The following is a 20,215-nucleotide window of genomic DNA, read 5'->3' on the forward strand; positions in this document are numbered from 1 at the left end:
CACCAAGTCGACATGTGCCGCTGGGCTGCCTGGAGCGGAGCTCCCAAATACCTGGAAGAAGTCATTTGCGATCCGGCGCATTCGCTGATCGACCAGAGCCGCAACGCGCTGTCCTGCAAGACATCGGTCAATGCCGACGGGTTCGGCGTTGCCTGGTACGGCGACCGGGACACTCCTTGTGTCTACAAGGACGTCCGGCCCGCCTGGTCGGATCCAAACCTGTTGCAGATCTCCAAGCACATCCGGTCTCGCCACTTCCTGGCACATGTGCGCGCCTCAACCGGAACGGCGACCACGCGAGACAACTGCCATCCTTTCACGTTCCAGCGCTGGACCTTCATGCATAACGGTCAGGTCGGCGGCTACGACAAGGTGAAGCGTCGCCTCGACAACATGATCCCGGACGACCTTTACCGCGACCGCATTGGCGGCACCGACAGCGAAAGTCTGTTTCTGGTCGCGCTCGCCTATGGACTCAATCTCCACCCGCGCGCGGCCATGGCGAGAGCTGTGTTCGAAGCAGAAGCCCTGTCCAAATACGCCGGAACGACGCCGCACATGCGTTTTGCTGCCGGCTGGTCGGATGGTGAAACGCTCTATGCCGCCCGCTATGCTTCTGACAACCTGGCACCGACGCTCTATTACCGGGTGTATGACGACGGTGTGATGGTGGTGTCCGAACCGCTGGATGAAGCCCGCGGATGCTGGATGGAAGTGCCTCAGGGCCAGATGATCGAGGTCAGGGACGGCAAGGTGAACCAGGTTGCCTTCCTGAGTGATGAACAGCTCGCTGACGCCTGAGTTTCCGCACTGACCTGCCAGATGAGGCTGGACGGCAGCCTCAGTGGCAGAAATCGCCAACGGCTTGACCTCAGACTGGCGTTTCGATCCAGTGCCAGGCGATATCGATTTCATCCCGGTCGAAGTGCTTTTCCTGAATGCCGACCATCCGTGCAAACGTGGCGTCGATCGCAACGAGGGTGGCAAGCAGCTTGCTGTCCGTAACGATGGCGATCTTGTTGAGATGCTGCATGTTGGCAAGCACCCACCGGATGTCCGCCTTGGCGGCCTCGAAGGAAACGCCGACATGATCGCCAAGAACGACCAGAACGCTGATCTTGCCCTGATCTTCAATCATCTCCTCGGCCTTGGCGATCAGGTTCTTTTCCTGATCAATATCGATTTTTCCGGAAATCTCGACACCGAGAACGGCACCCTGGCTGCGGGGCAGAATGGTGTACATGCTGGTTCCTCCGGCAGTGACTGGACGGCACAACCAGAAGGGTAAACCCAAACACGAAAAATAAGAACCTGCCTGACCTTTTTTGCTGACCGCCCGGCAAGGCACCAGGCACACTTGAGCGGCAAAGTCTCTGGTGCAATCAGGCGATTTCCCGTCCGGCGCCCGTCATCATGGTGCGGGTCAGCTCGTCGACTTCCTCCCGCAACTGGCGCGTGAGAGCACTGCAATCGGTGCGATCACGGCCGTAACCGAGGTTGAACTCATAAAATGAAGGCGCTTGCCTTGGCATCAGAACGTGCTGAAGCATGGTCTCCAGCTTGTCGAACGCCTTGGCAAGTCGGGCTTCGACGGTTCGTGCCGCTGCATACTCATCCCAGAGGGAGGTTAGCTCCCCAGCCACGTCACCCGGCAGCAGCTCACACAAGGTCAGGAAGTCCCGCCTCTCGCGTTCCTGACGGTCGTCACCCGGCGTCTGGAGTGGAGCGGGGACATCTCCGGAGATGGCTTCGCCCAGGTCATGCACAAGCGTCAGCTTCAGGAGTTTGAGCAAGTCGATTTCTTTCAGCTCTGGTTCGAACAACAGAACCATCAAGGCCAGTCGCCAGCTATGTTCGGCAGTGCTCTCCGGCCTGCCGCCGGTTGTCGTTCCCGAGCGAACTGTGTCTTTCAGCTGCTCTGCAGCCTGAAGGAAGTCCAGCAGGCCCGTCAGTCTGGTGTGGGAAATTTCAGGAAGATCGAGGGAAGGGGGCGTCTTTGTCATGGTGGCCAGATTATTGCGGGCCACCGCGCCAGACGAGTTACCGCATAATTTATGCAGCATCCTGTTCTTCACGGACCAGCCGCGCAAACCGTCCGTCTGACAGCGGCAGGCGCGAAATCCGGATGATGCTCTCCGGGATGGTCATTTCCGGGAAATCGACGTGTTCCGTTCGGTAGACAATGTCAGGAGCATCCGGCTCGAACCAGCCATAGTCTGTCAGTCTGTGCTCTGTTGCCCGGATGCCTTCGGACGCAAAACGCCACAGGGGCCGGTTCAGAAACTCGTTCACCGGTGCGCGCCATTCGCAGGCACGCGGTACGGACATGGCCAGCAGCCTGTGTGTGAGGTCGCAGACCAGATGCACGGGAATCGCGGACCGGGAGACAAGATCAAGCAGGGCCTTGTCGGCGGCGCTCTCCGGACGTGCCCTCAGCAGACGGGTGATCTTCGCCCTGTTGCTGTCGTCCGGCTGCAACTTGCCACTCTCCCAGCGCGATATCCTCGTCTGCGAGACGCCGAGTTCATACGCCAGAGCTTCCTGCTTGACCCGGTTCAGTACGCGCCAGCGCCGCAGCGACGGTCCAAGACTGCTTTCAAGAACGGCGGTTTCTGTTTGCATGGTGCAAGTGTAACGCGTCCCGGGAATTTTTTGCAGCGGGAAAAGAAGGCACGGCTCACCTGAGCAGGTGTCCGCGCCACCTGCAGGATCAGCGATACTTCTCGATGAACGCGTCGATCGACAACTTGCGAAAATCGGGCAGCCGCTGCTTCAGCTCTTCATGGGACCAGTCCCACCAGGAGATATCGATCAGCGCCTGTTCCTGCTGTTCGGTAAAACGCCGTTTGATTTCCCTGGCGGCCACACCGCCAACAACGGTGTAGGGGGCGACATCCTTGGAAACGACTGCCCCGGCTGCAACAATAGCTCCGGTGCCGATCGAGACGCCGGCAAGCACCGTGACATTGTGGCCGATCCACACATCATGGCCAATGGTGACCCAGTCGTCCTTGCGCCACTGGAAGAAATCCGCGTCGTCTTCGCCAAGGTCATAGGCAGCAGCGCGGTAGGTGAAGTGATGCTGGGAGGCGCGCCAGGTTGCGTGGTTTCCCGGATTGATGCGGACGCGGCGGGCGATGGAACAGAACTTGCCGATGGTCGACCAGACGACATCACCTTCCTGCACGATATAGGAATAGTCCCCCATGCTGCTTTCGCGCATTTCCGTGCGTGCGCCAACCTCGGTCCAGATGCCGAGATCACAATTCAGCACCCTGGCCTCCGGGTGAATGTTCGGGGCTTCGGTCAGGGAAGGCTTCTGGGTCGGGGCGGACATGGATGCTCCATATAGCGTTGGAAGGAGTGCGGAAACGGTTTGTAGCCGTGTTGCTGGCGCCGGTCGTGACGCTTTGATGACACTGGCGTGACTCCCGTTACTTTTTTTGCATGCATCCACAGCGGTGAAAACGGCATTTGGCGGGTAGAAGCCTTGTATTTGAGCACTGATTTCCGAGTAAATTTCAGCCAGGCATGTGTGACGCCAAGGGGGCTCGGAAAGCGCTGAGAGCGCTGCGGAATTCCCGACGGAGATGGTTGTTCTGCCGATGCTTCAGGCAGGGATGTCATTGATTTGTCATAAAATTTTGGGCTCCCCGACAAAGGAATGTCATTTTTCTGTAATGGTCCGGTGGCTCTTGTCGCGCAGCACGACGAACACAACGGACAGGGCTGGCGCGTGATTCAATTTCAGGAAGTCACCAAGACCTTCGGGTCTCGGACCGCGGTCAACAAAGTAAGTTTTAATATCGAAAAACCGCAGATGGTCGGGATCATCGGTCGCTCCGGTGCCGGCAAGTCAACCTTGCTGCGCATGATCAACCGGCTGACCCCCGCCAGCGCCGGACAGATCCTGTTCGATGGCCGGGACATTCTCAGCCTGAAAGGCGGCATGATGCGCCGCTGGCAGCGCGACTGCGCCATGGTGTTCCAGCAGTTCAACCTGGTGCCGCGCCTGGATGTTGTCACCAACGTCATGTTGGGGCGCCTCAACGGTCACGGCACCTTGAAGAGCCTCTTCAACATCTTCAGCCAGGAAGACGTCAATTCCGCGCTTGGTGCGCTCGACAGACTGGGCATTGCCCAGGAAGCCACCAAGCGGGCCGAGGAGTTGTCCGGAGGTCAGCAGCAGCGTGTTGCGATTGCCCGCGCTCTTATGCAGGACCCGCACATGATCCTGGCGGACGAGCCGATTGCCTCGCTCGATCCGATGAATGCCAAGATCGTCATGGATGCGCTGCGTGAAATTCACGAGCGCGACAACAAGATCGTCATCTGCAACCTGCACACGCTCGACACTGCCCGGACCTATTGCGACCGGGTGATTGGCATGCGCGACGGTTTCCTCGTGTTCGACGGGGCGCCGGAAGCGCTGACCACGGCTGTCGCACGCGAAATCTACGGTGCCGATGAGAGCTTTAACGAGGCGGCGACATCCACCGCCATCGATGCCGGCCAGTCCGGTTCCAGAGAATCCGCCGGTGCGATGACCCCGGCGGCAGCAGCGGTCTGATCCGGCTGCGCACCCGCTTAACGTCATCAAAATTGAGAACTCTCGGGGAGTGTCCCAAATGAAACTCGTTGCTAAAGTTGCTGCGCTTGCTGCCGTCAGCATGATCGCTCTGAACGCTTCTGTTGCCGGTGCAGCGGAAATCACGGAATTCCGTATCGGCCTGCTCGGCGGCGAAAATGCTTCCGACCGTCTGCGTGCCAACGAATGCCTGCGCGAAAAGACCGAGGAACTGCTCGGCGTTCCGACAAAGCTGTTTGCTCCGGCAGACTACAACGGCGTTATCGAAGGCCTGCTCGGCGGTAACCTCGACATGGCCTGGCTCGGTGCTTCCGGCTACGCAAAAGTCTTCCTGACCGACCCGGAAGCCGTTGAGCCGGTTCTGGTCAAGGTCAACAACGACGGCAGCTACGGCTACTACTCCATCGGTTTTGCCCGCGTCGACAGCGAGATCAACTCCCTGGAAGACATGAAGGGCAAGACCTTCGGCTTCGGCGACCCGAACTCCACGTCCGGTTACCTGATCCCGTCCATCGAAATTCCGAAACTCGGCTACTCCATGAAGCCGGGTGAGTATTTCTCCGACGTCGTCTTCACCGGTGGTCACGAGCAGACCATCGTTGCCGTATTCAACGGCGACATCGCAGGCGGCGTGACCTGGGCTGACGGTCTTGGCGAATGGGAAGACGGCTACAATTCCGGCGCTCTGCGCAAGGCAACCGATGCGGGTCTGGTCGACATGACCGAGATCAAGGAAATCTGGCGTTCGCCGGTGATCCCGGAAGGCCCGGTTGTCCTGTCCAAGAAGCTGCCGGACGACATCAAGGCAAAGATGACCGAGCTGATGGCCAACCTCGTCAAGGAAGACAAGGAATGTGGTTACGGCGTGATGGCCGGTGAAGCACGCGGCTTCGAACCGATCACCCATGCGGCTTACGAATCCATCGTCGCTGCCCGTAAGGCAAAGAGCGAGTAATCGGAATTTCCGATCTCCGCGCGGGCCGGTCTCCGGCCCGCGTTTTCTCAAGTATCGGCCAGCGGAATCGACTTTCCGCCAGAAGTGGCTCCACAGGGCCAGGATCGCCAGGTTTCGAAGGGTTGATCCAGCTAAGCCACCCCGCTTCGGATGAAGTGAGCATCAAGTAAAGGTCCCAAACAATGGCTGTTGCCGCACTCGAGCAGGAAATCCTGTCCATGCGCAAACGCCGCCAGCTCTATTCGTTGATAGGGTTGCTGCTGGTCGTAGCGGTTCTGGTCTCCGGTTATTCGAAATCCAATTCGATGAATTCCGGTGGATTTATTCAGGGTCTTTCCAAGTTCTTCGACTATCCGGGCGAGATCGTCGTTGAGGCCTTTGAGGCCGGCCCGGCCTTTTTCTCGCTGATGCTGCAGTTCGTTCCGGCCATGCTGGAAACCTTGAACATTGCCGCGGTTGCGACCCTTCTGGGCGGCGCGATGGCGGTGGTGCTGGCCATGGCATCCACGCGAAACGTCGACAGCTGGGGACCGTTGATCCCGGTGGTCCGCCGCATCATGGACATCACACGTGCCTTTCCCGAACTGATCATTGCGCTGTTCCTGATCTTCGTACTCGGCTCCAGCCCTGTACCAGCCATGATCGCCGTTGCGTTTCATACCGCAGGTGCGCTCGGCAAACTCTTTTCCGAAGTGAACGAGAACATCGATCGCAAGCCCATCGAGGGCCTGTCGGCCTGTGGGGCCAGCTGGCTGCAACGCATCCGGTTTGCGGTGCTGCCCCAGGTGGCGCCGAACTATCTCAGTTATTTCCTGCTGCGCCTTGAAATCAATGTGCGTGCTTCTGCCATTCTCGGCTTCGTTGGCGCTGGCGGCATCGGCCAGGAACTTCGCCGCACGATCGGCTGGGGCAAGGGTGCAGGCGATGAAACCGCCGCTATCTTCGTCCTTCTGTTCATAACCATCATGGCCATCGACCAACTGTCGTCCTATCTGCGCGGCAAGCTGGTCGGGTCCGGCCGGGCGCATTGAGGGGAAATCTCATGACCGTCGATACGCTCGAAACACCCGTCACCCAGGCACTCGTCTGGAATCAGGTTCGCCGGCGCGCATGGCTCACTGTCGTCGTACCGCTCGCGATCTTCACCTACCTCGTTTACACTTGGTTCGCCTTCGGGGTGCCGGAACTGCTCTCTCGTGCCCAGCCGGAACGGGCGGTGATCCTGGCAACGGATAGCGTCGCCTACAAAGTTCACGTCACAAAGAGCTTCCGGGACAACGAGTTCGAAGTTGCGATCGAAGGCGAGCGCACCGCTACCTACGACAACGCCAAGGTGCCCGACTGGGTGCAGCTCAGCGGCGAAAATGGTGTGGTTGACCTCGGCGATGGCTACAAGGTCGAGATCGATGGCAGGACAGCCCTGTTCACCATACCGGGCTATGGCGTGGTGGAGGGCACCGCGACTGCCGATGGTGTCGAAACGGTTCTGCCGGCAGGGCCGGCACCGGACTGGATCAAGATCGACCCGCGCAAGCTCGATGTTCGCCCGACCCTTGATCGGCGCCTTCAGGTCACCAAGACGAAGATCGAGGTTCACAACTATTTCGGCGGTTGGGAGAACTTCTGGTTTCCGTTCCGCTCACCACTTTACGGCATGTCCTTCAGCCAGCTTTATGCGTTGGCGTTGAGCTCGGACCGAATGGATCCGGAAACGTCGAACATCTGGTTCATCGTGAACGAGTTTCTGGAAAACCCTGACTGGCAGCACGGCAAGGTTCTTACCGCCTTGTTCGAAACCATCATGATGGCCGTTCTCGGCACTCTCACGGCCGCATTCTTCGGATTGCCGCTGGCGTTTCTTGCAGCTCGCAACTTCACGCCGTCGAAGCTGCTTCGGTTCGGAACACGCCGCCTCTTCGATTTCCTGCGCGGCATCGACATGCTGATCTGGTCGCTGATCTTCATTCGCGCCTTCGGTCTCGGGCCGCTGACAGGAGCTCTGGCAATTGCATTCACCGATACCGGTTCGCTCGGCAAACTGTTTTCCGAAGCGCTGGAGAACATCGACAACAAGCAGGTCGAGGGCGTGAGGGCGACCGGCGCCAATCAGATCCAGCGGTATCGCTACGGTGTGATCCCGCAGATCCTGCCGGTCTTCGTCTCCCAGGTCCTCTACTACCTGGAATCGAACACCCGGTCAGCCACGGTCATCGGTGCTCTCGGGGCAGGGGGGATCGGTCTCTTGCTGGTCGAAACCATGAAGACCTCGCGCGATTGGGAAAACACCAGCTACATCATCATCCTGACAATCATTGTCGTGATCCTGATGGATCAGACCTCAGGTTGGCTGCGCCGGAAGCTGATTGAAGGCAAATAGGTCCGTCTGACCTGAAAGTGATAAACCCGGCGCCGTAATGGCACCGGGTTTATCTTGATAACTGCAGGTACCCCCTTTTTGCCGCATTTATGTCGCGCTAGCGTGTCAGCGTTCGGAAATTGCTTCGAAGCTGCGGAGGGGGCTGTGCGCCAGGGCATGCGAAATCATCTTGTGAATGTTGCGTTCGGAACCGGTCTGTCCATGATGGCCATGGCAGGATCGGCCTTTGCGATCGAAAGCTGTGTTGCATCCCTGAAGAAACAGGCTGTTGCCGCAGGCGTCCGGCCGGACATCGCCGAGCGCATGCTGTCAGGTGCAACGTTTGACGAGAAGGTCATCCGGTTCTCGACGTCCCAGCCCGAGCACAAGACCGAAATCTGGGATTACATGGCCTTTCTGGTCGACGCGCAGCGGATCCAGGACGGCAAGGCAAACCTGAAGAAACACAACAGCACACTCACCTCCATCGAGAAGCGGTACGGTGTCGACCGGCACGTGGTTCTGGCGGTCTGGGGCATCGAGAGTGACTACGGCAACTTCCGCGGCGATTTCTACACCCCACATGCTTTGGCCAATCTGGTTTGCGCCGGCAAACGGCGTCAGAAATACTTCCAGGGCGAACTGATCAAGACCATGCAGATTGCTTCGCGAGGGGATGTACCGGCCAAAGACTTCGTCGGCTCCTGGGCAGGGGCTTTCGGGCAAACCCAGTTCATGCCAAGCACCTACAACAGTCTCGCGGTCGACTTTGACGGCGACGGCCGCAAGGATCTGGTGAATTCCGTCCCCGATGCCCTGGCTTCAACGGCAAACTTTCTGAAAAATGCCGGATGGAGCAACAGCCGGCCCTGGGGATACGAGGTCAAGGCACCGAAGAGTTACAGTGGGCCGTCGGGTCTGAAGAACTATTCGTCCCTGTCGACCTGGGCCAAAAGAGGCTTCACCAAAATCGACGGCGGCGCTCTTTCCGGCAATCTGGATGCAGCGCTGATCCAGCCGGCAGGAGCGGGTGGCCCGTCCTTCCTGGTGACCCGCAACTTCCGGGCTCTGCGTTCCTACAACGCATCAACCTCCTACGGTCTGGCGATCGCCCTTTTGTCGGAACTCGTATCAGGCGGCGATCCGTTCAAGACACCCTGGCCGACGGACAACCCCGGTCTTTCCCGTGCTCAGCGTGTGGAGCTGCAGAAGCTTCTCAACCGCAACGGCTTCAACGTCGGTGAACCGGACGGGAAGGTCGGCCCGGCCACACGTGAAGGCATCCGCAAGGCCGAGGCACGCCACGGCCTCCCGGTAACAGGACGTCCGTCCTGGAATGTGTACTCGGTGCTGGGGGGGAAATAGCCCACGGACGACCGGCTGAAATAGGGTGAACCTGCTTGACAGGTGCCGCTCAGGAAGCGTTCTGGGGAATGGAAAGCGGCACACTGGAATGGAGGCAGCTTCTGTTTCGGCCCGTTTTCTTGGCTTGATACATGGCCTCGTCCGCGGTCCTGAGAAGCTCATATTCGAGGTCCGGGCCGTTCGCCTGAACCGAGACCCCGACACTTGCGCCGACTGTCCTGTCCACCGCCCCTTTGATCGGGATCGGCAGGTTGATGTCGTAAACGATCCTGTCTGCCAGGGCGGATAGACTGTCCGCGTCAGTGCGCCGTGTCGACAGGATCAGGAATTCGTCGCCGCCCATCCGGATGATCGTCTCATCTTGTTGCAGCAAATCCGACAACCGTTCCGCCACTGCCTTGATGACCTGATCACCGACCGAATGGCCATGGTGATCGTTGACGGTCTTGAACCGGTCCAGATCGATCAGAATGGCGGCAACCTTGACGCCGGGGCCCACGCTGAGCCGGGTCGTTTCGAAGAATTTCGACATCATGCGCCGATTGCCGACACCTGTCAGCGCGTCGTGCAGTGCGTTGAATTCGATCTGGGCGTTGAGTTCAAGAAGGCTCGTGTTCGCCTCCTGCAATTCCGTGTTCAAGGTTTCGGTTCTGGTGCGCAATTCCCTCTCGTAATCGGCCTTGCTGTGTGCAAGCCGGAATTCCAGACGGTTCCGGAAATCGTTGCTCTGGCGTTCCGTTTCCTCGGTGAACATCTTCTTCTGAAGTTTCACATAGGCCTTCAGATAGTCGAGTGCACTGCGGTGTTCTTCCAGGGCTTCGTGGGTCTGGGAGAGCTTGAGGTAGAAGTTTCGCGTCCAGTGGTGATAGTCGGCACCGGCAGCGTTCAGCAGACCGTTTTCCAGTTCGGCACGCGCTTCGTCATAGCGTTTCTCTTCGAAAAGGCTCAATCCGAGCACGTAGTAAAGGTGGCAGGCGACCCGATGATCCTGGCTGAACTGTGCCGCTGCCAGGCCCTTGGCGGCGCAGGCGCGCGCCTCCTTCAATGCGCCGGTTTCCACCAGCGCCGCTCCCAGCACTTCATAGGCGTAAGGCAGGTTCACGGCGTTGCGATGCTCCAGGGCATCTTCCAGGCACGCCTTTGCCGCTTCGACGGCTGCGTCGGGGCTACCGCATCGCAATTCAGTGCGCGATAGGGTTTGCAGGATGTGCGAACGCTCGTAAACAAGGCCCAGCCGATCGGCGATGTCCATGGCTTCCTGAAGCTTGGACTGAGCCTTTTCGTAGTCATGATAATAGGCGCACATGTTGGCGAGCACGGTCAGCGGCTCGATACCGGCGCGTCCGTGAGTTGCCGCCCCGAGGATCTCCAGGCTTTCTCCCAGAATGGCATCGGCCTGGCTGAGTTCACCGAGGCTGTAGACGCAAACCGACTTGATGACCAGAAGCTCGGACCAGCCTTCCGGATCCTGCCTGGGATCCATCATCGAGAAAGCTTTGTCTGCAAGTTTTGCCGCCGCATCGAAATGACCGGACCAACGCTCCAGCCATGCAAGATTGAACTGAAGGGGACGGTTGCCGGGATCCGGTTCCGGCTGCCGTTTCAGCGCGTCATACAAAAGGCGTTTGCAGAACGCCGGATTGCGCCATCGCAAGGCCCAGCTTCGCTCTTGCAGTTCCTTCAGGTGCGCCTCCCTTGACGGCAGTTTTTAAAAAATACCACTGGTGATCATAGCCATAATTCCGGAAACGCAACGTAAATTCATTTGGATAAGACATAGATTTGTTGCGTTGCGAAAAACATCAGCGCAATATATTGGCGAAATTCTGGAGGTTTAGGCATGTCCGGGCGGATTCTGACGGTTGCACAGCAAAAAGGCGGGTCGGGGAAGACAACCCTTGCGGCCCATCTTGCCGTTGCGCTTGCCAAAAAGTCCGGCGAACCGGTGGCAATCCTCGACGTGGATCCGCAAGGCTCTTTGGGGACCTGGTTCGAGGCACGCGAAGACAACTTTGGCGAAGACAATACCGGTCTTGAATTCCGCACCGCGTCAGGCTGGGGCGCAAGGCGTGAGGCGCGTTCGCTCGCAAAGTCCCATGGGTACGTTGTCATCGATACACCGCCCAAGACCGACAGTGATGCCAAGCCGGCAATCGACGCCGCTGACTTCGTGATCGTTCCGATCCAGCCGACGCCGGTCGATCTCTGGGCAACCTCGCAGACGATCGAGATGGCTGCGCGTGAAGATACCCCCGCACTTCTGGTGCTCAACCGCGTGCCGCCCCGCGCGTCCCTGACAGGCGAGATGGCGGACGCCATCGCCGCTTCGGGATATGACGCGCTCAATGCCCGCCTGGGCAACCGGACCGTCTTTGCCTCTGCAATGGGCAGAGGCCGCGCCGTGACCGAGGACGCACCATCCAGCAAGGCGGCCCAGGAAGTTGCGCTGCTGATCGAGGAACTGGTCAGCAGGATTGGCTGAACTCTCGGACCATCTCGTCTGCATTTGCGCGACCACGCCCTTGTGTCAGGAGAGTTCACTCTAAAAACTATTTTGCCTTGTCCTTGTCACGATCCAGTGACTTGATAGGGGAAATTATAGGCCCCGGAGGATTGGCCATGTTCGTTTTTTCGTTTGTTTCCCAAAAGCTTTCCCTCAATTTCAAGCATCGTTTCAAGAAGGTTGCCAAAAGCGCGCTGCTTCTTGTAGCGAGCGCCGGTTTCGCCGGTGTCTTGGCCACCGCAGCAGGCGCGCAGGACCGGCGTATTGTCACCATCGATGATGCGGATTTCTTCGGTGGTGACTATCGCACCGTGAAAGACGTGGATCTGGACGGGTGCAAATCCGTCTGCCTCAGCGACAATCAGTGCCGCGCCTTCACCTTCAACACCTCTGCAGGCTGGTGTTTTCTGAAGACCGACTATGGCGAACTGCAGAGTTTTGCCGGTGCGATCGCCGGACGGGTCGTTGAAGTCAAGGCGCCACGCGCCGACCAGAGCGCAGACCGAAAGGCAGAGCTGGTTTTTATTCCCAAATCCCAGCTGGAAAGCGCACAGACCTATTCCCTCAGCATTGCAAATTCGGTGCGCCCGAACGGGCAGACTGCGGATCAGCTGCGACGGAACGGTCAGGACGCACTCGGCGAGCGTAACGGCGCACTGGCAGAAGCCGACTTCCTGCAGCTGATCAAGCTGGAACCGGGTGAATTTGATGCCTGGACCCAGCTCACCACCGCCCTGCTGCTGCAGGATCCAGACAACTGGCAGGACAGGGAAACCAAGCGCAAGAACGCGATATCAGCCTCGATCAATGCCTATCTGCGGTCGGTCAGCGCACCTGAGCGCGCCTTGGCACTTGAACTTGTGGGCCGCGCGATGACCCGCAGCAGCGAATACAAGACCGCGATCAAGGCCTTGCGGGCATCGTTGGCGGTCGAGGAAAATTCCAGCGTCCGTCGGCAATACGCGGATCTGGTTGCCGAGCACGGCTTCCGGATCGTTGATCACGAAGTCGATTCCGACAGCGCGTCGCCTCGGATTTGCCTGGTCTTCTCGCAAAAACTGCCGCTTGGCGAAGACATGAGCCCTTATGTCAGCGTAAGCGGCGAGGGTACTTTCGCGATCGAGGCGGAAGGCAGCCAAATCTGTGCGGATGGTCTCAAGCATGGCGGCCGCTATCAGATCACCGCACGCAGCGGCTTGCCGGCAGCCGATGGCGAGAAGCTGGAAAAGACCGCGGACCTGACTGTCTATGTGAAAGACCGGTCTCCCTCCGTCAGCTTTTTGAGCCGTTCCTACGTTCTTCCAGCTGGTGGCGACCCCACCATTCCGATCGTTTCCGTGAACACCTCTGAAGTCGAGACCTCGATCTACCGCATCGGCAACCGCTCCATCGCCGATATTCTGCGTGACAACCGCTTCCTGCGGCAGCTCGACAGCTGGCGGGCAGACCAGATCGAGGACGAACTGGGTCAGAAGGTCTGGTCCGGAATTGTCGAGACCGGTAACGACCTGAACCAGGACATCACGACCGCCATACCGATTTCGGAAACCGGCATCGAGCTGAAACCGGGCGTCTATGCCATGACTGCGCGGTCAAAGCTCGATCAGAAGAACCGCTGGGGCACGCTGGCAACGCAATGGTTCCTTGTGTCCGATCTGGGCCTGACGGCCCTATCAGGCGATAACGGCATTGCCGCCAATATCCGCTCTCTCACAAGCGCTGAGGCATTGGAGGGCGTGACCGTACGCCTGTTGGCCGTCAACAACGACATTCTCGGTGAAGCTGTCAGCAACGCGGAAGGTTTTGCGGAATTTGCCGTCGGCCTTACCCGCGGCAGAGGTGGTCAGGCCCCCGGTATTCTCGTGGTCGAAACGTCCGAGGGCGACTATTCCTTCCTCGACCTGCGCAAACCGGCGTTCGATCTGTCCGACCGGGGTGTCGAAGGACGTGCAGCGCCGGGGCCGCTAGACGTTTTTGCCTGGACGGATCGCGGTATCTACAAGGCCGGCGAAACCGTTCACGCGCAGGCTCTGCTGCGCAATGCAAGTGCAACCGCTCAGGAAGACTTTCCACTCACCTTCATCTTCAATCGGCCTGACGGTGTGGAGCACGCCCGCTTTACCGTGAACGACGGCGGGCTCGGTGGCCACCTTCAGGATGTGACGCTGGCAGCGTCGGCTCAGCAGGGTATCTGGTCCTGGCAGGTTTTCGCCGATCCGAAGGGCAGGGCTCTCACCGAGCAGACCTTCCTGGTGGAAGATTATCAGCCCGAGCGAGTCGATTTCGAACTTGAAACAGATGCAAAGGCCTTCAACCGTACCGGACCGACAGCGGTATCGCTGGACGCCAAGTATCTCTACGGCTCTCCGGCCAGCGGCCAGACGCTGGAAGGTGATGTCATCGTGCGGCCCATCCGCACGCTTGAAGCCCACCCGGGCTATCAGTTCGGCATTGCCGATGCGGATGCCTATACACAGCGTGGCTCCCTGTCGTCGGGCCTGAAGACCGATGAAGATGGGAAGCTTACCTTCGACGTCTTCATGCCCGAACTTCCCGAGACCACCATGCTTTATACCGGCGAGCTGATCGCACGCCTGGTGGAAGCGGGTGGCCGCTACGTTGAACGGGACATGGACCTGCCTGTTGCCATTGACGGACCACGCATTGGCGTGAAACCCGCCTTCGACGGCGGTGTCGATGAAGGCGGTCCTGCCGATTTCTCCGTAATCGTCATCGATGAAGACGGCAAGGAAGTCGACGGAGCGGACATCGGCTGGACCCTGTCCAAGGTCGATCGTCGGTATCAATGGTACCGCTATGACGGCAATTGGTCCTATGAGCCGATCACCACCACCCGCCGTGTTGCCACCGGCACTGTGCAGGTGACTGCTGGACAGCCGGCACAGCTATCCCTTCCGGTCGAATGGGGTGAGTACCGTCTCGACGTTGAAGGCAGCGGAACGCTGCAGACCTCGACGCGCGTCACCTTCAATGCCGGCTGGTATTCTGCCGATGCGTCCTCAGATACGCCTGATTATCTGGACGTTGGCCTCGACAAGACCAGCTACCGGCCCGGCGACACCGCCAAGCTGCGCCTCAAGCCGCAGATGGCCGGTATTGCCGTGGTCAATGTTGTTTCCGGCGGATTGCTGGCCAGCAAGACCGTTGAAGTGACTGCCGAGGAAACCGAGGTCGAGATTCCTGTCAGCGACGATTGGGGGGCAGGGGCCTATATCACGGCCAGCCTCTACCGGCCGATGGACCTGGACCAGAAGCGAATGCCGTCACGGGCAGTCGGTCTGTCCTGGCTGCAGGTCGACCCGGGTGACCGGGCGCTTGACGTGCAGTTGTCTGCGCCTGACCGGATCCTGCCCGAGACGACACTGGACGTTCCGGTGAAACTCGCGAACCTGAAAGCAGGAGACCAGGCGTATCTGACGATTGCCGCGGTTGACGTCGGCATTTTGAACCTGACCGGCTTCAAGACACCGGATCCGGAGAAATGGTACTTCGGCCAGCGGCGTCTCGGCACCGACTTCCGTGATCTTTATGGCCAGTTGATTGACCGGATGGCTGGAACCCGCGGGCGCGTCCGTTCCGGAGGAGATGCCGCAGGCATGCGGCTCGATGCACCTCCGCCGGATGAAGAACCGCTTGCCCTGTTCTCGGGACTTGTAACCGTGGGCGATACTGGCGAAGCAACCGTCTCCTTCGATATCCCGGCCTTCAACGGCGCCGTCAAACTGATGGCGGTTGCCTGGACAAAAGATGGCGTCGGTCATGCCGACCAGGAAGTGGAAGTGCGTTCACCAGTCGTGATGACGGCAAGCGCACCCGCCTTCCTTGCACCGGGAGACCAGTCGCGAATTTCCCTGGAAATCGACAACGTCGATGGCCCTTCCGGCTCTTATGCACTCGAAGTCTCGGTCGCTGACGGCCTTCGGCTGGAAGGCGGCAGCACGGATCAGTCGCGTACGCTGGATCTGGAAAACGGCAAGAAAGCCCTGGTGCTGCTCTCGGTTTCGGCAGAAGACATACTGACGAAGTCGGAAGTCGTGGCGTCGCTGACCGGGCCGCAGGGCGAAGTTTTCGTCAAGCGTTTCAGCCTCGAGGTTGAAGATACCCAGCCTGAAGTTGTCCGTCAGTCCAGCTTCTCACTGGCATCCGGAGACAGCCTCTCGCTGGATGCGGACACCTTCGACGGCCTGCGGGCGGATACGGTTGACATCACCTTGTCTGCCGGTGGTGCTGCAAGCATCGATGTCGCCGGCCTGCTGGCGGCACTTGACCGCTATCCTTATGGCTGCACCGAGCAGACGACCAGTCGTGCCTTGCCGCTGCTTTATCTCAGCGAAGTTGCCGAGGCTGCGGGGCTTGGCGGCGATAGTGCCATTCGGGAACGGGTGGTCAAGGCCATTGCCAAGATCCTGTCGAACCAGTCCTCTTCCGGCGATTTCGGTCTCTGGAACAGCTACGGCGGCGGTGATACCTGGTTGGATGCCTATGTTACCGACTTCCTGACCCGTGCACGCGAAAAGGGATATCTGGTGCCTGATCTTGCGTTCACTTCGGCACTGGACAATCTGGAAAACAGGTTGGCCTATTCCTCCGACTTCCAGGATGGCGGCGAAGACATCGCCTATGCGCTCTACGTGCTGGCCCGCAACGGCCGCGCCTCCATGGGCGATCTTCGCTACTACCTGGATGCCAAGCTGCAGAACTTCGCAACACCGCTTGCCAAGGCACAGGTTGCTGCCGGGCTTGCCCTTTATGGCGAGCGTGACCGGGCGGCCACCGGTTTCCGGGCGGCTCTTGCCGCTCTGCCGAAGGAGGCTCCGAAGTACTATCGCGACGACTACGGCTCCGTCCTGCGCGACAGCGCGGGCGTGACGGACTATGTCGTTTCGGCGTCAATGGAAGACAGTCTGAAGACGGAAGCCATCGACTTCCTGAAAACGGCCCAGGCCAACAAGCCATACCGGTCGACACAAGATATGGCCTGGATGCTCCTGGCAGCGAATGCGCTCAACGAATCCGCGCAAGACGCCCGGATCTCCGTTCGTGGTGAAGTAACGCCCGGACGGCTCGCCTGGTCGCTGGCTGGCCGCGAGGTTGCCGACTTCCCGGTCGAGGTGAAGAACAACGGTGACGCTGGAACGGAGCTTCTAGTCTCCGTGGCCGGCCAGCCGCTGGTGCCCGAGCCCGCAGGTGGCAAGGACTATGCGGTTGAACGCACGGTCTACGACCTTGACGGAAATCCGATCGATCCGGCCGCCGTTCCGGTCAACACCCGGCTTGCGGTTGTCGTCACCGTACGGGCCCTGACGGATCATCCAGGCCGGTTGATGGTCGTTGACCGCCTGCCTGCCGGCCTGGTGATCGACAATCCGCGGCTTGTGCGTTCCGGCGATATCGGTGGCCTGTCGTTCCTCGATACGGTTGATCAGCCGGAACATTCGGCATTCTACAGGGACCGTTTCGAAGTGGCCGTGGACCAGACCCGTTGGAGCAGCAAGGAACTGACCTTTGCCTATCTTGCGCGGGCTGCAACCCCGGGCGACTATTCGCACCCGCCGGCGTCGGTAGAGGATATGTACCGTCCGGACCGCCGCGCCATCACGGCAACCGGCAGGTTGGTTGTTCTCGGCCCAACGCGGTAAGGCGGCCGTACGATGAAAACGTTGGCGCGGCGGAATTGGCTCATGATCCGGCGGTGGTTCGCTGCCGCCGGTCTTGGTGCCGCCGCACTGTCTGTCTGCCTGATTACAAAGGTCGGGCACGACTATGCGTCGCTGTCCGCGCCGCCCCGTGTCGGCGACCTGCCTCTGTCGGTTGTCGTTCTGGACCGGAATGACCGCCTTCTGCGGGCTTTCACCAGCCAGGACGACAAATGGCGCTTGCCGGTGGAACTACCAGAAATAGATCCGCTTTATTTCCGGATGTTGCTGGCGTTCGAAGACAAGCGGTTTTACGAACACGGCGGGTTTGACGCGCTGGCGCTTGCTCGCTCTGCCCTGCAAAGTCTCAGGAACGGCCGCATAGTTTCCGGCGGTTCGACGCTGACCATGCAGGTTGCGCGTTTGCTGGAAGAGCAGCCGACGAAGTCGCTTGAGCGTAAATACGAGCAGCTTCTCAGGGCCGTTCAGCTGGAAGCGGAGTTTTCGAAAGAAGATATCCTGCGGCTTTATGCTCTCAGGGCGCCGTTTGGCGGCAACCTGGAGGGGGTTCGGGCGGCAAGCCTTACCTGGTTCGGCAAGGAACCTGGGCGTCTCACGCCGGCGGAAGCTGCGCTGCTGGTGGCATTGCCGCAAAGCCCGGAGGCGCGGCGGCCGGACCGTTTTCCAGAGCAGGCGCGCAAGGCCCGCAACCGTGTCTTGCGCCGGGCAGCAGTGGCTGGTGTCCTCGGCAAAGAGGATGCGGCTTCGGCAGCGAATGAACCGGTCCGGACGATACGTTATGCAATGCCATTCCTGGCGCCGCACGAAAGCCGGCAGGCGCGTGCCGATGCGCCTCTCTTGCCTGTCCACCGGTTGACGATCGACCTTGAGCTTCAGCGTGCGATCGAATCCCTGGCGAGACGGAAGAGCGAGACGATGCCATCGCCAGTTTCCCTGGCCATTCTGGTCGCCGATCACCAGAGCGGAGAAATTCTGGCAAGCGTTGGCGCGCCGAACCTTCTGGACACGCGCCGCCAGGGGCATGTCGACATGACCCGCGCCACACGTTCGCCCGGATCAACGCTGAAGCCGTTCATCTATGGTCTTGCCTTTGAAGAAGGTGTCGGTCTGCCGGAAAGTTTCATTGAAGACCGGGCGACCAACATTGGTGGCTACCAGCCGACGAACTTTGACCAGTCCTACCAGGGCACGGTCACCTTGCGCGAAGCCCTTCAGTTGTCGCTCAATACACCAGCCGTGAAGTTGCTGGAAGCGGTCGGGCCGGCACGGCTGATTGCCCGGCTGAAACGTGCCGGTGCCAATCCCGTCATGGAGAAAGGCATCGCACCGGGGCTTGCTATCAGCCTTGGCGGTCTCGGCATGACCTTGCGGGACCTGACCCAGGCCTACGCCGCAATGGCTCGAGGTGGCGAGCCGGTAGCCCTGTCCGTGTGCCGCAAAGACTGCGAAGAGGGTACGACGCCGGTGTCTTCAGCCCGCGTCCTTTCGGAAAAGGCCTCCTGGATGGTGGGCGATATTCTTTCCGGATTGCCGCAGCCGCAGAGTGCAGAAACACACCACGTCGCCTACAAGACGGGCACAGCCTACGGTTATCGTGATGCCTGGGCTGTCGGTTATGACGGTCGTCATGTGGTGGCGATCTGGTCGGGGCGCCCGGATGGCACGCCAGTGCCCGGGGCGACGGGAGCTTCGGTCGCCGTACCTATTCTCTTCGAGGCATTTCAGATCCTGGGACCCGACAGGGTTCCGCTTCCGGACGGTCCGGCGGAAGCCATGAGTGTCGCCGGGCAACAGGTTCCCGAACCGCTTCGCTTTGCCCGCTTGCCACAAAACCGCGGCACGGTTCGCACGGGTGACACCTTGCAGATATCCTATCCGCCGGACGGAGCCGAGCTGGATCTTGGGTTTGCACGGGACAGTTCGTTGGAACAGTCTGCGCAGCCGCTGGTCGTCAAGTTCAAGGGCGGTGCAGGGCCGTTCTCCTTCCTTGTCAACGGACGCCCCCTCCATACAAGGCAGCGGGAAAGGCAACTTGTCTGGCAGCCGGACACGCCTGGTTTTGCGGATGTGACGGTGCTCGATGCCAACGGCAACAGTGCAGGAATAACGGTTCTCTTGCGCTAATCGCACAACAGCGCGCCAAATCGAACCCTTTCATTGTCGGCATCACATAAAGGCCTGCGGACCGGTCTGCATCAAAGATGCGGATCGACACGCCCCGCCTGCGCATCCGCTTGTTTTGCGAGAGTTCGCATGGCATGAGCGAATCTTCCGAAAAACATGCGGTTTTCATCGCCGTGGGGCGAATCTTTCAGCATCGAATCCCGCGACAAAGTATGTGGAAGACAAGAAACACCTACCTTGGCGAGGTTTTAGCGGATTTTCTCCACTCGTCTGAGTGGTGTCGTATTTTCCTTAAGGGAAGGGTGTTGAAATTCTCCATTGAACTTGTTTTCAGGTGTTAATAAAGTATAAATTAAGAAAATATCTTAAATAAGAAGGACATGTATATTCTATTTTAGAAGTATGATCTATTTTTTGATTGAGCATTATCTTTTTAGATAGAAGTTCTTTGTTTTTCTGTGTTGTGTTTCGGAGGGGTGGGGTTGGGGTGTCTCATCGCGAAATAGTGATTTTCCCGGGATTTTCCGCGAATTTTTGTTTGATGGTTCCCTTGGGTAATGGAAAACTGGTTGCAAAACAGCATGTTGCAGAAAAAACACACAGCTGCCTGACAGTGCTGCCACTCAGCAGTTTGGACTTGCTGTAC

Annotated in this window: 14 protein-coding genes; 9 read left to right on the top strand and 5 right to left on the bottom strand. The window is 59.3% G+C overall.

Annotated features, from left to right (window positions below; translation table 11 throughout):
- The first annotated feature begins 12 nt into the window (after positions 1-12).
- Positions 13-801 carry a class II glutamine amidotransferase gene (locus J7447_RS04720; protein ID WP_023000199.1) on the top strand — a complete coding sequence of 263 codons (789 nt, stop codon included), beginning with the start codon at positions 13-15 and terminating at the stop codon, positions 799-801.
- A gap of 70 nt (positions 802-871) precedes the next feature.
- On the opposite strand, the gene J7447_RS04725 is transcribed toward J7447_RS04720, so the two are convergent.
- The 4 genes from J7447_RS04725 to J7447_RS04740 all read right to left on the bottom strand — a co-directional run bounded on the left by J7447_RS04725 (position 872) and on the right by J7447_RS04740 (position 3,337).
- Positions 872-1,243 carry an STAS/SEC14 domain-containing protein gene (locus tag J7447_RS04725; RefSeq protein WP_209168950.1) on the bottom strand — a complete coding sequence of 124 codons (372 nt, stop codon included), beginning with the start codon at positions 1,241-1,243 and terminating at the stop codon, positions 872-874.
- A 139-nt stretch (positions 1,244-1,382) separates the two neighbouring features.
- Positions 1,383-2,063, bottom strand: a complete 681-nt coding sequence (locus tag J7447_RS04730; RefSeq protein WP_353653742.1) for an HD domain-containing protein — start codon at positions 2,061-2,063, stop codon at positions 1,383-1,385.
- Positions 2,053-2,622 (bottom strand): helix-turn-helix transcriptional regulator, encoded by a 570-nt coding sequence (locus J7447_RS04735; protein WP_209168951.1) that lies wholly within the window; start codon positions 2,620-2,622, stop codon positions 2,053-2,055. The genes J7447_RS04730 and J7447_RS04735 overlap by 11 nt, the downstream gene beginning before the upstream one ends.
- 88 nt (positions 2,623-2,710) lie before the next feature.
- Positions 2,711-3,337 (bottom strand): DapH/DapD/GlmU-related protein, encoded by a 627-nt coding sequence (locus tag J7447_RS04740; protein WP_055659209.1) that lies wholly within the window; start codon positions 3,335-3,337, stop codon positions 2,711-2,713.
- 399 nt (positions 3,338-3,736) lie between these two features.
- Between J7447_RS04740 and phnC the strand changes: the two genes are divergently transcribed.
- From phnC to J7447_RS04765, 5 genes are all read left to right on the top strand, one after another.
- Positions 3,737-4,570: a phosphonate ABC transporter ATP-binding protein gene (gene phnC / locus J7447_RS04745; RefSeq protein WP_055659582.1), complete on the top strand. Its 834-nt coding sequence runs from the start codon at positions 3,737-3,739 to the stop codon at positions 4,568-4,570.
- A gap of 58 nt (positions 4,571-4,628) precedes the next feature.
- Positions 4,629-5,543, top strand: coding sequence for a phosphonate ABC transporter substrate-binding protein (phnD, locus tag J7447_RS04750; RefSeq protein ID WP_023000193.1), 915 nt, complete (start codon positions 4,629-4,631; stop codon positions 5,541-5,543).
- 182 nt (positions 5,544-5,725) lie between these two features.
- A complete protein-coding gene (gene phnE, locus J7447_RS04755; RefSeq protein ID WP_023000192.1) occupies positions 5,726-6,574 on the top strand; it encodes a phosphonate ABC transporter, permease protein PhnE in 849 nt (282 codons plus the stop codon).
- Positions 6,575-6,585: 11 nt separating this feature from the next.
- A complete protein-coding gene (phnE, locus tag J7447_RS04760; protein WP_152507038.1) occupies positions 6,586-7,920 on the top strand; it encodes a phosphonate ABC transporter, permease protein PhnE in 1,335 nt (444 codons plus the stop codon).
- Positions 7,921-8,076: 156 nt separating this feature from the next.
- Positions 8,077-9,264, top strand: a complete 1,188-nt coding sequence (locus J7447_RS04765) for a lytic murein transglycosylase (protein WP_209168952.1) — start codon at positions 8,077-8,079, stop codon at positions 9,262-9,264.
- A 49-nt stretch (positions 9,265-9,313) separates the two neighbouring features.
- Here J7447_RS04765 and J7447_RS04770 read toward each other — a convergent pair whose 3' ends face one another.
- A complete protein-coding gene (locus tag J7447_RS04770; RefSeq protein ID WP_209168953.1) occupies positions 9,314-10,918 on the bottom strand; it encodes a tetratricopeptide repeat-containing diguanylate cyclase in 1,605 nt (534 codons plus the stop codon).
- 186 nt (positions 10,919-11,104) lie between these two features.
- Between J7447_RS04770 and parA the strand changes: the two genes are divergently transcribed.
- From parA to pbpC, 3 genes are all read left to right on the top strand, one after another.
- Positions 11,105-11,746, top strand: coding sequence for a ParA family partition ATPase (gene parA, locus J7447_RS04775; protein WP_023000188.1), 642 nt, complete (start codon positions 11,105-11,107; stop codon positions 11,744-11,746).
- A 137-nt stretch (positions 11,747-11,883) separates the two neighbouring features.
- Positions 11,884-17,427: an alpha-2-macroglobulin family protein gene (locus tag J7447_RS04780; RefSeq protein ID WP_209168954.1), complete on the top strand. Its 5,544-nt coding sequence runs from the start codon at positions 11,884-11,886 to the stop codon at positions 17,425-17,427.
- Positions 17,428-17,469: 42 nt separating this feature from the next.
- A complete protein-coding gene (gene pbpC, locus J7447_RS04785; protein WP_209168955.1) occupies positions 17,470-19,569 on the top strand; it encodes a penicillin-binding protein 1C in 2,100 nt (699 codons plus the stop codon).
- Positions 19,570-20,215: the final 646 nt, after the last annotated feature.

The organism is Labrenzia sp. R5_0 (assembly GCF_017743835.1).
In the GTDB taxonomy this organism is placed as follows: Bacteria; Pseudomonadota; Alphaproteobacteria; order Rhizobiales; family Stappiaceae; genus Roseibium; species Roseibium algicola.